At 59.8% G+C, this 12,432-nt stretch carries 12 protein-coding genes; 5 read left to right on the forward strand and 7 right to left on the reverse strand.

What is annotated here, in order from left to right:
* Nucleotides 1-95 precede the first annotated feature (95 nt).
* Entirely contained in the window at nt 96-1,220 is a 1,125-nt protein-coding gene (locus NP511_RS21675) for an acyl-CoA dehydrogenase family protein (RefSeq protein ID WP_006648223.1), read from the forward strand.
* A gap of 9 nt (nt 1,221-1,229) precedes the next feature.
* On the opposite strand, the gene NP511_RS21680 is transcribed toward NP511_RS21675, so the two are convergent.
* The gene (locus NP511_RS21680; protein ID WP_049967157.1) at nt 1,230-2,093 is read right to left on the reverse strand and encodes a 3-hydroxyacyl-CoA dehydrogenase family protein; all 864 of its coding nucleotides are present in this window, start codon (nt 2,091-2,093) and stop codon (nt 1,230-1,232) included.
* Between the two features lie 130 nt (nt 2,094-2,223).
* Here NP511_RS21680 and NP511_RS21685 point away from each other — a divergent pair, with 130 nt between their 5' ends.
* Together NP511_RS21685 and NP511_RS21690 are read left to right on the forward strand one after the other, a co-directional pair.
* Nucleotides 2,224-3,390 (forward strand): thiolase C-terminal domain-containing protein, encoded by a 1,167-nt coding sequence (locus NP511_RS21685; RefSeq protein ID WP_049967079.1) that lies wholly within the window; start codon nt 2,224-2,226, stop codon nt 3,388-3,390.
* Complete coding sequence (locus tag NP511_RS21690) at nt 3,390-3,776, forward strand: Zn-ribbon domain-containing OB-fold protein (protein ID WP_006648220.1); 387 nt, start codon at nt 3,390-3,392, stop codon at nt 3,774-3,776. Before NP511_RS21685 ends, NP511_RS21690 begins: the two co-directional genes overlap by 1 nt.
* A gap of 48 nt (nt 3,777-3,824) precedes the next feature.
* Here the strand turns inward: NP511_RS21690 and NP511_RS21695 are convergent, their stop codons facing one another.
* Complete coding sequence (locus NP511_RS21695; RefSeq protein WP_049967078.1) at nt 3,825-5,462, reverse strand: acetate--CoA ligase; 1,638 nt, start codon at nt 5,460-5,462, stop codon at nt 3,825-3,827.
* A 187-nt stretch (nt 5,463-5,649) separates the two neighbouring features.
* On the opposite strand from NP511_RS21695, the gene NP511_RS21700 reads away from it, so the two are divergent.
* Together NP511_RS21700 and NP511_RS21705 are read left to right on the forward strand one after the other, a co-directional pair.
* Nucleotides 5,650-7,347: an acyl-CoA mutase large subunit family protein gene (locus tag NP511_RS21700; protein ID WP_049967077.1), complete on the forward strand. Its 1,698-nt coding sequence runs from the start codon at nt 5,650-5,652 to the stop codon at nt 7,345-7,347.
* A 131-nt stretch (nt 7,348-7,478) separates the two neighbouring features.
* Nucleotides 7,479-7,895 (forward strand): cobalamin B12-binding domain-containing protein, encoded by a 417-nt coding sequence (locus tag NP511_RS21705; RefSeq protein ID WP_049967076.1) that lies wholly within the window; start codon nt 7,479-7,481, stop codon nt 7,893-7,895.
* Between the two features lie 716 nt (nt 7,896-8,611).
* Here the strand turns inward: NP511_RS21705 and NP511_RS21710 are convergent.
* The 5 genes from NP511_RS21710 to NP511_RS21730 all read right to left on the reverse strand — a co-directional run bounded on the left by NP511_RS21710 (nt 8,612) and on the right by NP511_RS21730 (nt 12,099).
* Nucleotides 8,612-8,962, reverse strand: coding sequence for a hypothetical protein (locus NP511_RS21710; RefSeq protein WP_049967075.1), 351 nt, complete (start codon nt 8,960-8,962; stop codon nt 8,612-8,614).
* 320 nt (nt 8,963-9,282) lie between these two features.
* Entirely contained in the window at nt 9,283-10,527 is a 1,245-nt protein-coding gene (locus NP511_RS21715; RefSeq protein ID WP_233274392.1) for a S8 family peptidase, read from the reverse strand.
* A gap of 74 nt (nt 10,528-10,601) precedes the next feature.
* Complete coding sequence (locus NP511_RS21720) at nt 10,602-10,784, reverse strand: hypothetical protein (protein WP_049967072.1); 183 nt, start codon at nt 10,782-10,784, stop codon at nt 10,602-10,604.
* A 66-nt stretch (nt 10,785-10,850) separates the two neighbouring features.
* Nucleotides 10,851-11,174, reverse strand: a complete 324-nt coding sequence (locus tag NP511_RS21725) for a hypothetical protein (RefSeq protein ID WP_136396954.1) — start codon at nt 11,172-11,174, stop codon at nt 10,851-10,853.
* A gap of 289 nt (nt 11,175-11,463) precedes the next feature.
* Nucleotides 11,464-12,099 carry an IS6 family transposase gene (locus tag NP511_RS21730; protein WP_084158374.1) on the reverse strand — a complete coding sequence of 212 codons (636 nt, stop codon included), beginning with the start codon at nt 12,097-12,099 and terminating at the stop codon, nt 11,464-11,466.
* Nucleotides 12,100-12,432 lie beyond the last annotated feature (333 nt).

A 12,432-nucleotide genomic window follows, 5' to 3' on the forward strand; every position in this document is an offset into this window, starting at 1 on the left:
GCGCCACGCCACTGTAGCAAGCGCTCGTACCGGTATCGACGGCGTTCTCACAGCGGAATCGTACGCTTTACTATCCCGCCCACGAATCAGCGTGTATGGAGCTAACAGACAACCAGCAACTGATACAGGACACCGTTCGGGAGTTCGTCGAGAAGGAAGTCGCCGACACGGTCGACGAACACGACGCGGCCCAGACGTTTCCGGAAGACGTCTGGGACGGGCTCGCGGAACTCGATCTGACCGGGCTCACGGTCCCTGAAGAGTACGGTGGGTTCGACGCCGACAAAGTGACCTACAGCATCGTCAACGAAGAGATTGCGCGGGGGCATCTGGCAGTTGCGACGGCGCTGTCGGTCCACTGTCTGGCCACCTCGTGTATCCGCCAGTTCGGCACCGACGAACACAAAGAGGAGTGGCTGCCGAAGATGGTCGACGGTCGCCCTGTCGGCGCGTTCGCGCTCTCGGAACCCGACGCCGGCTCGAACCCGGCCGAGATGAGTACCGAGGCCCGCCTCGAGGACGGCGAATACGTCATCAACGGGAAGAAACAGTGGATCACGAACGGCAAACGTGCGGGCGTCGTTATCCTGTTCGCGAAGACCGACCGCGACGATCCCGACACCGTGACTCAGTTTCTGGTGCCCAAGGACACGCCCGGCCTCGAGATCGGCAAGAAAGAGGACAAGCTCGGGCTGCGTGCCAGCGACACCACGACGCTGCTCTTCGACGATGTGCGGATCCCCGAGGAGAATCGCCTGACCGAAGTCGGTGACGGGCTCAAGGCCGCGTTCTCGATCCTGACCGGTGGCCGGATCGCGATCGCCAGTCAGGCCGTCGGCGTCGCCCAGGCGGCCCTCGACGCTGCCGTAAGCTACGCCAACGAACGCGAACAGTTCGGCGAGCCGATCAGCAACCATCAGGCGATCGCCCACAAGCTCGCGGACATGCAGACGGACGTTCAGGCCGCACGCCTGCTGACACGTGACGCCGCCCGGAAAAACGACGGTGGCCTCGATCCGCAGGCAGCGAGTATGGCGAAGTACTTCGCCAGCGAGACGGCGGTCGACGTCGCAAACGAGGCGGTACAGGTCCACGGCGGCTACGGCTACACCAAGGACTTCGACGTCGAGCGCTACTACCGCGACGCCAAGATCACCACGATCTACGAGGGGACCTCCGAAATACAAAAGGAGGTTATCGCACGGCACCTGACCGAGTAACGCGACGCGTTACTCGTATTCGTAGAAACCGCGTCCAGTCTTCTTGCCGAGATCTCCCGCTTCGACCTTGCGCTTGAGGAGATAGGCCGGCTTGTACCGATCACCTAACTCCTCGTGGAGCGTCTCGGAGGCATGGAGACAGACGTCGAGGCCGATGTGGTCGGCCAGCGTCAGCGGTCCCATCGGCACGTTGGTCCCGAGTTCCATTCCCGTGTCGATGTCGTCTTTGGAGGCGACGCCCTCGTCGTAGGCCCGGATCCCCTCGTTGATCCAGGGCATCAGGATCCGGTTGGTGACGAAGCCGGGCTTGTCGTCGGCCTCCCAGGTCGTCTTCCCGAGGTCCTCGGCGAATTCGTGTGCCAGCGCGGTGACGTCGTCGCCGGTCTTCTCGCCGACGACGATCTCGACGCCCTCCATCACCGGGACGGGATTCATGAAGTGCAGCCCGACGACGGCCGCCGGTCGCTCGGTCGCGCTCGCGATCGAGGTAATCGAGAGCGTACTCGTGTTCGTCGCGAGGACGGCGTCGTCGCGACAGGTTTCATCGAGATCGGCGAAGATGTCGCGTTTGATCTCGAGGTTCTCGACGGCAGCCTCGACGACGACATCGCAGTCCGCGAGGTCCTCGAGGTCGGTCGTGCCGGTGATCCGGTCGCGGGCCGCGTCGGCTTCGTCCTCGGTCAGAGCGTCTCTGCTGACGAGTCGGCCGAGACTGTCGTCGATCGTCTCGAAACCACTGTCGACGAACTCCTGTTCGACGTCGCGCATGACGACGTCGTAGCCTGCCGTTGCGGTGACCTGTGCGATACCACTGCCCATCGTGCCAGCGCCGACGACGCCGACACGGTCGATCGTCTCTACGTCTGCAACCATCATTTCGTGGTGGTCGGACTGTCGTAGTAAATGTCCCGACTCTCGTCAGTGGCGGAACCGACGGTCACAACCACCGGCCGTCGTCCGACACAGCTATACCGTACGAACTGATATGTGACGGTGATAACTAATGACACAGGTGCAACTCGCCGGCACAGGCATGACGACGTTTGGCTCCCACCCCGATCGGACGGGCAGGGACATGTTCGCAGACGCCGGGCTCGCCGCTCTCGAGGACGCCGGCGTCCCGGCCGGGGACGTCGACGAACTCTTCTACGGCAACTTCGTCGGCACCCTCTCGGAAGGGCAGGGTCATCAGGGGCCGCTCATGGCGGAGGCACTCGGCACGACCGTCCCATCGCGACGGATCGAAAGCGCCTGTGCCTCGAGCGGGCTCGCGGTCCACGACGCCGTGCGTGCGATCCGAAGCGGCGAGTCCGATGTCGTCGTTGCTGGTGGTATGGAGCGGATGACGAACATGGGCACGGCCGGGGCGACGAAAGGGCTGGCCAGTGCGGCCGACGATCTCTATGAAGTCCGGTCGGGTGTCACCTTCCCCGGCGCGTACGCGCTGATGGCTCGGGCCTACTTCGACGAGTACGGCGGCACCCACGAGGATCTGGCCCATATCGCGGTCAAAAACCACGACAACGCACTCGCCAACGACCACGCCCATCTCCGACAGGAGATCACGGTCGCGGACGCACTCGATGCACCCGAGATCGCGTCCCCGTTTACCCTGTACGACGCCTGTCCGATCAGCGACGGGGCGGCCGCGATCGTCTTGACCACCCCCGAATACGCCGCGGAACACGACCTCGAGGCCGACGTGGCGATCACGGGTGCCGGCCACGGCGGCGATACGATGGCGCTGCACGATCGCCAGTCGCTCTCGAAGACGCCTGCAACCCGCGACGCGGCAGTGGACGCCTACGACGACGCCGGCATCGAACCCAGCGATATCTCCGTCGCGGAGGTTCACGACTGCTTTACGATCGCCGAAGTCCTCGCCCTCGAGGGGCTCGGCCTCTACAGTCACGGCGAGGCGATCGGGGCAGCCCGCCGCGGCGAGACGTGCCGTGACGGCGAGTTGCCGGTGAACCTCTCCGGCGGCCTGAAAGCGAAGGGCCATCCGGTCGGCGCAACCGGGGCCGCCCAGGTGGCTGCCATCGCGACGCTGCTCGACGGCACCCATCCGCGGGCCGATGCCGTCGACGACGCCACGGTCGGCGTCGCCCAGAACGCTGGTGGGACCGTCGCCAGTGCGACCGTTCACGTTCTGGAGGTGATGGAGTGATGACGGACGTGACCAACGGCGAGTACGACGCGTTCCTCGAGGCGCTTGCAGCGGGCGAGGGCTACTACCGCAGCTGCGAGAACGGGCACGGCCTGCTGCCACCACGGCGTGCCTGCCCGCACTGTGGCGATCGCAATCTCACGGAGCGGGACCTCCCGTCGGCCGGCGAGATCGTCACGCACACGACCGTGTCCGTCCCGACGCCGCAGTTCGAAGACGACGCCCCCTACGTCACCGCCGTCGTCGACTTCGGCGGCGTCCGACTCACGGGAGTCGTGCGAGGCATCGATCAAACGGCCGTCGAAATCGGTGACCGCGTCACCGCGACCGTCGAATCCAACGAGACTGACGGCGAGCGGACGATCGTTTTCCGTCCGGCAGAATAACGGAGCCAATTCGCGCTACGAACCCCACTCCAGCGGGCGTCGACCCGGCTACAGGCCGTGTTTCTGCTGCTCTTCTTTGCGGAGTTCGACGCGGCGGATCTTCCCGCTCGAGGTCTTGGGGAGTTCGTCGGTGAACTCGATCCGGCGGGGGTACTTGTAGGGGGCCGTCTCTTCTTTCATGAACGACTGTAAGTCGTCTTTCAGTTCGTCGGTGCCCTCGTGGCCCTCGGCGAGGATCACGTAGGCCTTGACGACGCTGCCGCGTTCTTCGTGTGGACTGTCGACGACGGCGGCCTCGGCGACGGCATCGTGGGTGACGAGGGCGTCCTCGACCTCGAAGGGACCGATGCGATAGCCCGACGAGATGATGATATCGTCGGCCCGGCCTTCGAAAAAGAAGTAGCCGTCCTCATCGCGGGAGGCGAGGTCGCCCGTGCGGTAGTAGTCGCCGGAGAGTTTCTGCTCGTCGAGGTTCGGTTTCTCGTAGTAGCCGTCGAAGATCGCCGGCGAGTCGACCGGCACGGCGATCTCACCGATCTCGCCGGACTCGACCGTTTCCTCGTCGTCGACGTCGATGATCGTCGCGCCGACACCGGGCGTCGGCTTGCCCATGCTTCCGGGTTTGACGTCGATTCCGGGGTAGTTCGTCACCAAGGCAACGGTCTCGGTCTGGCCGTAGCCGTCACGCGGGGTCACGCCCCAAGCGTCCTGAATGCGCTCGATCGGCTCACGGTTGAGTGGCTCGCCCGCCGAAAGCGCGTCGTTGAGGGTGACATCGTAGTCCTCGAGGTCGGCGTTGGCGAACATCCGGTACTGGGTCGGGACGGCACAGAGCTTGGTGACCCCTTCCGCTTCCATGATCTCGAGGAACGTGTCGGGCTCGAACTCGCCGTCGTAGATGAGTTGGGTCGCGCCCGTCGTCAGGCCGACGCCGACCGGGCTCCAGAACCACTTCGCCCAGCCGGTCCCTGTGGTGGCCCACAGCAGTTCGTCCTCGAGGTCGGTGTCCTCGTCGACGCCCCACCAGTAGGGGGCGTTGATCCGGTTGAAACAGTACTGCCAGCGGTGTTTATGCAACACCGGTTTGGGCTGGCCGGTCGTTCCGCTGGTGTAGTTGATCGTCATCGGATCCTCGGCAGCCAACTCGGGGCCGTCGTAGTCGGTCGACTCCTCGGCCATGACGTCCGCGACCGTCGTCCATCCCTCGCCCTGCAGGTCGTCTTCGGAACCGTCGAGGACGATGACCCGCTCGAGTGGGGTCTCCTCGAGTACCGGTTCGACCATGTCGGTCAGCGATTCGTGGACGACGATACTCGTCGCGGAACAGTCGTCGGCCCGGAACGCGATGTCTTTCGAGCGCAGCATCGACGAACAGGGGACCAGCAGCGAGCCGGTCGCCAGCGCACCGAGTTGGATCGCGAACGCGTCGGGATGGCGCGGGAACAGGTGCATCACCCGGTCGCCCTCGGTGACGCCGAGGGACTCGAGGCCGTTGGCAAAGCGGTTCATGTCGTCCCGGATATCGGCGTAGGTCCGTTCCTCACGGGCCCCCTCGTCGTCCAAGAACCGGACGGCGACGCGATCGCCGACCGAGTCGGCGTGGTCCGTGACGACCGACGTGATCGCATACGAATCCGGGATATCCCACTCGAAGCTGTCTGCTTCTGTAGTGTAATTAACACCCATACGCTGCCAATCAGAACGCGCAATCTTGAATCTTTTGTTACAATTGGTAATTTGTATCATCTATATACTCAATATCCATCGCATCCCCGGTGTCGGCCGCCGACTCCGGCCGTCGATCGTCACTCCCGCCGGAGAGTCGCCTCGAGCGGCACAACATTTTAGAAGAGTTGCATCTATACGCTAGACAATGTTCGACGAGCAAGAACTGGCGGAGATTTCCCAACAACGGGAGTCGTGGGAAGCGGAGACGCTCGATCCGTCGTTAGAACGCGGCGAGCGCAAAGAGCGATTCGCGACGGTCTCGAACCACGAGGTCGATCGCCTCTACACGCCCGAAGACATCGCCGACCTCGAGTTCGACGAGGACCTCGGGTTCCCCGGTGAGCCACCGTACACGCGGGGGCCGTATCCGACGATGTACCGCGGGCGCACGTGGACGATGCGCCAGTTCGCCGGGTTCGGGACCGCAGAGGAAACCAACGAACGCTTTCATTACTTGATCGACGAGGGCCAGACCGGGCTCTCGACGGCGTTCGACATGCCGTCGCTGATGGGGATCGACTCGGATCATCCAATGAGCGAAGGCGAGGTCGGCAAGGAGGGTGTCGCCGTCGACACGCTCCGGGACATGGAAATCCTGTTCGACGGCATCGACATCGATGACGTGTCGACCTCGTTTACGATCAACCCGTCGGCAGCGGTCATCTACGCGATGTACATCGCGCTGGCCGACCAGCAGGGTGTCCCCCGTGACGAAGTCCGGGGGACCCTCCAGAACGACATGCTGAAGGAGTTCATCGCGCAGAAAGAGTGGGTCATCCCGCCGGAGCCCTCCCTCGAGATCGTCACTGACACGATCGAGTTCGCCGTCGAGGAGACGCCGAAATTCCACCCGGTCTCGATCTCGGGCTATCACATCCGGGAGGCCGGCTCGACCGCGGCCCAGGAGGCCGCCTTTACGCTCGCCGACGGCTTCGCCTACGTCGAGGACTGTCTCGAGCGCGGACTCGACGTCGACGAGTTCGGCCCGTTGCTGTCGTTTTTCTTCAACTCACACAACTCCATCTTCGAGGAGGTCGCGAAGTTCCGGGCCTCACGCCGTGTCTACGCCCGTCTGATGGAGGAGTGGTACGGCGCGGACGAGCCCGAATCCAAGCGTATGAAGTTCCACACCCAGACGGCGGGCCAATCGCTGACGGCCCAGCAGCCGCTGAACAACATCGTCCGGGTGACGATCCAGGCGCTGGCAGGCGTCTTCGGCGGCACTCAGTCGCTGCACACCAACAGCTTCGACGAGGCGCTGGCGCTGCCAAGCGAGAAGGCAGTCCGCGTCGCCTTGCGGACCCAGCAGATAATCGCCGAGGAATCCGGCGCGGCCGATATCGTCGACCCCATGGGCGGCTCCTTCGCCATCGAGAAACTCACAAACGAGATGGAAGCCGAGATCATGGACTATCTCGAGGAGATCAAAGCAATGGGCGACGGCTCGATCCGCGACGGCGTCCTCGAGGGCATCAACCAGGGCTACTATCACCGCGAGATTCAGGAAGCGAGCTACGAGTACCAGCAACGCGTCGAACGCGGCGAGGAAGTCGTCGTCGGCGTCAACGAGTACACCATCGAGGAAGACACTTCGCCGGAGCTGTTACACGTCGACGAAACGACGCGGGATCGCCAACTCGAGCGCTTAGAACAGGTCAAAGCCGACCGCGACGATGCGGCCGTCGATGCGACGCTCGAGGCGCTGTCGGACGCGATCGAACGCGAGGAGAACGTCATGCCGTACATCGTCGACGCCGTCAAGGCCTACGCGACGATGGGGGAGATCATGCAGGTCTTCGAAGACCACCACGGCGCGTATCGAGAGGAGATCAGCCCGGTCTGAGCCGGTCTCCCGTCAGACGTCGCTCCCCACCGATTCCCGAGCCCGTCGTTCCCCGGTCGGAAGCGCCGTTTCGACGGTCAAAACTTGGTGACTCCGATAGAAACATACGTTCCCCCTTCGAACCGGGATCCATGAGTATCGAGAACGATGAGCGGACGATTCGGTGTCTGGTTGCAAAGGTCGGTCTCGACGGCCACGACCGTGGCGCACACGTTATTTCCCGAGCGTTCCGTGACGCCGGCTTCGAGGTCATCTACTCCGGACTCCACAAAGCACCCGACGACATCGTCCAGGCTGCAGTGCAAGAGGACATCGACGTCCTCGGCATCTCGATTCTCTCCGGGGCGCACGATACGCTCGTCCCGAAAATCATGGACGGCCTCGAGGAATACGGCGCGAAAGAGGAGACGCTCGTACTCGTCGGCGGCGTGATTCCGGAAGAGGACCGCGACGAACTCGAAGCGGCGGGGGCTGCTGCGATCTTCGGTCCCGGAACGTCGATCGAAGAGACGATCGACTTTGTCCGTAAAAACGTCCCCGACCGGTAACCACGGATGGCGGTCGATCGCGATCACAGCGGGGATCTACCGATATGGTTGAAACACTCGGATAGTGGCCACAGGCTATGTTCAGATTGGCTGGTTCCAGCAATACGCGTAGCTCTGGAGCCAGGTTCGGCGGTTGCTAGTTCTGCATTTCTGAAGAGATATCCAAACTGGTAGGTCTAACTATTTACCTCTTGAAAGAGACGTTCAACAGTACTCCAATTTCCACGTGTCTCGTTTCGAAATCGGAGCCCGTGTCGGTGGAGTGCAGCGTGGAGCCAGGGGCCTGAACCGCCGAGAAACACAGCGTCTTCGACGTCGTCTTTCTCGCATAGTTCAGCGAGGAATTGGCTGATGAGTCCAGATTTCGCGTTGGAAAGAATCTAACGTGGAGGTTCATCGGTCTCGGAAGCAACAGCAGCGTACAGCCAGTACCGCTGATCGTCGAGTTGGATCACGGTTTCGTCGAGTGCGACGTGATCAGGCTGGGTACCATATGTCGGCTGTCGGTCGGCTTTTTGCATAGTTATAGACGGTCGATCGTGCCCGTTTGACACCGAAACTATATAAGATATATACAGTATCCAAAAGTGATGATTGGCACAGCTGAAGTTGGATACTCAACTCTATCAGATCGTGTGACTTTCAGCGGCTACTATAGCTCCACTAGGGCGTTGGAATTCAAGCATGGACACCTCGAACCCCAACTGCCTCGTTCTTCAAACGCTACTCCGAACAGCGCCACCGACGTACGTCCGAAGACCGTCCGTCAGCGTCGGATCGTCGTCGAAGACACGCATGCGGAACGGGCGGTCGGCGGCATCGGCCGCCTGGAAGACGTACTCGGTCGTCCCGTCGCGATCGAACCCGAGAACTTCGCCGATCGCGAGGCCCTTCGCGTCCGGGTGCAGGTCGTCAGAATCGGCTGCCGAATCGGGGATCGGTGCCTCAGTGCTACTCTCGTCCGATTCGGCAGTCTTCTCTACGGTGTGTGTGGTGTTAGCACTGTCGGCTGCGTTGCCAATGGACGTGTCGCCGTCGGTCGCAGCCTCGAGGAGTGCTGCATACACGACACATGTCGGACACCAGAAATTCTCGGTCACGGTAGCAAGAACAGAGACTGAGAACTACTTCCCGTATCGCACTCGTGGTGCGGAGTCTACAGCGGTTCAATTTTACGTACGAATCCAAGACTGGGAAGCAGTTCAGGAATCAATACCCTCGATTTGATCCATCTCGAGTATACTCGCGAAAATCAAACACATGATCGTTGCTTCTACTCGGCCGCCAAAATAATACTCGAGATAGAGAACGAATGACCAAAGGCAGAACTGGAGGCCGACGTCAGCATGCATCTGGCGACGGATGACCTAAAAAAGGCTAATTCGCGTTACTTCGCGGCTTTGATCAGACGCTCGAGGTCGAGATGCCCATCGCCGTGGTATAACTCGCCTTCCTCGGGCATGGTTGCAGTATCTTTGATCAGACGCTCAACCTCTTCGACACCTGCATCGGGGCGGAGCGACCGGACAAGTGCGACTGCAGCCGTTACCTGCGGTGCCGCCATCGATGTACCTGCCTTCCACCCGTAGCCAGGGACGACATTCCCCTGTTCATCCGTCGAAATGACCGTCGAATAGACGAGGTCATTGTACGCGTCGGGGTTCTCCGAAAGCTCCTCCACATCTGCGTTCCCACCGGCAGCACTCACGTCGACGGCACTCCCGTAGTTCGTGTAGAAAGCTGGCTGGGTCGTCGGCTCCTCCAGCCGGTTCTCCGTCAGCCACTTCTCCTCGTTGTCACTATGTTTGTCTCCCCAGCCGACGCCGATCGGACCGGTCGCGCTCACCCCGAAGATGCCCTCAACCTCCGTCGGGAGGCTGAGGATGTTCTCCGTGTCCATGTTCAGGCCATCGTTGCCAGCGGAATTGACGATGAGCATTCCCTTCTCTCGGACGGCTTTCGCCGTCCGGCGGTATGCGTCTCTGATACCTATGAGCCACGGGTACTCCTCCGGATCGACGTACGGGGCCGGGTAGCCGACGCTGTAGTTCGCGGCGTCGCAGCCGACCTCTGCGGCGTAGAGAAACGCGGCCAGCGAATCGCTCGTGTAGTTTTCTTTCCGGGAGAACACTCGGAGTGAAACGATTTCCGTATCCGGTGCGGTCCCGAGGCCACCCCCCGCAGGACCGTCGTTGGAGTTCGTCGCTGCGATGATACCAGCGACGTGGGTGCCGTGATCGCCTGCACCGTTCGGCTCGAACCCGAGTCCATCGGTCGTGAAATTGGCTGATAGCTCCTCGTTCACGACGCCTTCGAGGTCCGGATGGTTCGGGGAAACCCCCGTGTCGACAACTGCGACGCGAGTTCCCTCTCCAGTGGTCGTATCATGGACGGATTTCCCATCGTCGGGCTTGTCGGTGTAGTCACCAACGTCCTGTACCCGTTTGTCCCACTGATACTCGGTGTTCTTTGGCGGACCATCGTGATTATGGCTGTTGCTCCGCTCGTCAACGGAGGGACCCGACTGTTCCTTGACTGCTCCGCCTTTGTCACCGCTCCAATCGACCTTTATATCCGGCGTTGTCGCGGACGGCCCGCCGACCTTGCTCTCATCGCCTTGTGCAGCAAGCATATCGATTTCGGAAAGGTCGTGGATGATCTCTACGTCTTCGGGGACTTGCGCCCGTGAGACCTCTCGTAGGTCAATCAGGAATCGGGAGAATCGAGCCGAGCATACGCGTCTGCAGTAGCGTGCAGTTCGGTGAGTGACCTGTCGAGCATCAATGGTTCGGGAAGTTGTTCGTCGATTTCTCTCAGCGCCTGTTCGGCCTCGAGGAGTGTTTCATGCAGATCGTCGACGATGATCTCCAGGTCGAGTGTGACGATCATTGTGAAATATTCTGGTGGATAACCTTCAAAGAATAGTATTGGAATTCACAGCTATTCCGTAACAAATTAGAGATGCTCTTCCATCTCTTTGACCTTATCAGGAAACTGTTCCCTGTAATATTCAATTTCGCTCTCATCGTAATAATCCAGCATACCTTCGTGATCATATTCTAAGCGGATAGAGATGTAACAACTATCGCCTTCTTCATCTACTCCGTCAGGTGGATATTCCAGTGGTAGTTTGATTTGGGCTACCGGGTCCTCAGTCTTGAGGGAGAATAGGTCAAAGGTAGGGGCGTCGAACCCGACCTGAACGATTTGTCCGTTGAATTCTCTGGTCGAAACAGTCGCATCAACCAATGTTTTCGTTCCCAGTGGTTCAGTGGACAACGTCAGTTCTACGTGGTGCCGCGCAAAGAGATAGCGACCGTCTTCTGGGAGAAAGTGAGGTGGGTATGTTATATAACCAATATTTCCCCGTCTCTTCTGAGCCACATATCTCCAACAACAGAATCATATGCCAAATCTAATTCCTCGTAGTTCCCTATGAACTCGAACGTTTTGCTCATACGAACACTACGGTTACATCAAATGTAAAATTTTGCCACTTACTCAAAGAAGACAGTGTAACCAGCCGAAAAGAACTATTTTTGCCTTTCTTTTACTTGGTCGGTCGTGTTTAGTTTGTAGCATTGTGCCAGACCGCAAAGGCTTGGAGCCAGGATTCAGCTGTTGACGGTTTTGCGTGACTGAAACAGTTTGAGAACGAAGAGGTACGTCGCTTTATATCGCGAAAGACACGTTCAGAAGCGTGCCGATTTCCATGTTTTTCGTATCGAAATCGGAGCCCAGATCGACGGAGTGCAGCCTGGAGATGTTTTGCTCCATCGACGAGAAACACGGCGTTCTCGACGTCGTGTTTCTCGGTCAGTTCCTGTAAAAACAGCTCTGTAAGAGCGGTCGTAGTTGTCGAAAACAGCCGTATATGGGGCAATTCGTTCGATTTGGGAGCGACAGCAGCATACAGCCAGTACTGTTGATTGTCGATCCGAATCACCGTCTCGTCGAGCGCAACGTGATTCGGTGACGCATCAGTGGCGGGCTGTAGATCACACTTGTGGGTCCAATCGTGAACGGCCTTCCGTGAACGCTGGACACCGAACTTCTCTAATTCTCGAACGGTATTCGAAAGCGATAATCCGGACAGATGGAGTCGAATACCCAACTCCATCAGTTGACGCGGTGTCCGCTCACGCTCCACAAAATCCAAATCAATCCAGCCGCTACTACCGCTGAAGCGCGCGATTTCTGCCATGAACCAGCTGGAAATCAGCACGCCTCACTTTTCACGCTTAACTAAACACCACCGTGGGCTAAGGCGAAGGAGCCAAACCAACCGCTACACCTTCGGAGAGGAGAGAGAAACTATCGAATAACTATTTGACAGAAAACGCAGACAGGGGAACTCGTTTGTCTATGAATACGGGGAGAGATGGCGTAATAATATCCCGGATGTTGCTGCAGGTCAAAGATAGTTTCACATAGATCTAATAGAATTATAATTCCACACTAGTACAACCACATTTATAATGACACGATTGGTTAGTGTACCACAATGACATAATGACACGGAATAGGGAGATGCACG

It is taken from the genome of Natrinema thermotolerans (genome assembly GCF_031165565.1).
GTDB lineage: Archaea > Halobacteriota > Halobacteria > Halobacteriales > Natrialbaceae > Natrinema > Natrinema thermotolerans.

Bases quoted from the DNA above. Each gene is read 5' to 3' on its own strand.
- NP511_RS21675 (WP_006648223.1), top strand. From the start codon at position 96: ATGGAGCTAACAGACAACCAGCAACTGATACAGGACACCGTTCGGGAG.
- NP511_RS21680 (WP_049967157.1), bottom strand. From the start codon at position 2,093: ATGGTTGCAGACGTAGAGACGATCGACCGTGTCGGCGTCGTCGGCGCT.
- NP511_RS21685 (WP_049967079.1), top strand. From the start codon at position 2,224: ATGACACAGGTGCAACTCGCCGGCACAGGCATGACGACGTTTGGCTCC.
- NP511_RS21690 (WP_006648220.1), top strand. From the start codon at position 3,390: ATGACGGACGTGACCAACGGCGAGTACGACGCGTTCCTCGAGGCGCTT.
- NP511_RS21695 (WP_049967078.1), bottom strand. From the start codon at position 5,462: ATGGGTGTTAATTACACTACAGAAGCAGACAGCTTCGAGTGGGATATC.
- NP511_RS21700 (WP_049967077.1), top strand. From the start codon at position 5,650: ATGTTCGACGAGCAAGAACTGGCGGAGATTTCCCAACAACGGGAGTCG.
- NP511_RS21705 (WP_049967076.1), top strand. From the start codon at position 7,479: ATGAGTATCGAGAACGATGAGCGGACGATTCGGTGTCTGGTTGCAAAG.
- NP511_RS21715 (WP_233274392.1), bottom strand. From the start codon at position 10,527: ATGCTTGCTGCACAAGGCGATGAGAGCAAGGTCGGCGGGCCGTCCGCG.
- NP511_RS21720 (WP_049967072.1), bottom strand. From the start codon at position 10,784: ATGATCGTCACACTCGACCTGGAGATCATCGTCGACGATCTGCATGAA.
- NP511_RS21730 (WP_084158374.1), bottom strand. From the start codon at position 12,099: ATGGCAGAAATCGCGCGCTTCAGCGGTAGTAGCGGCTGGATTGATTTG.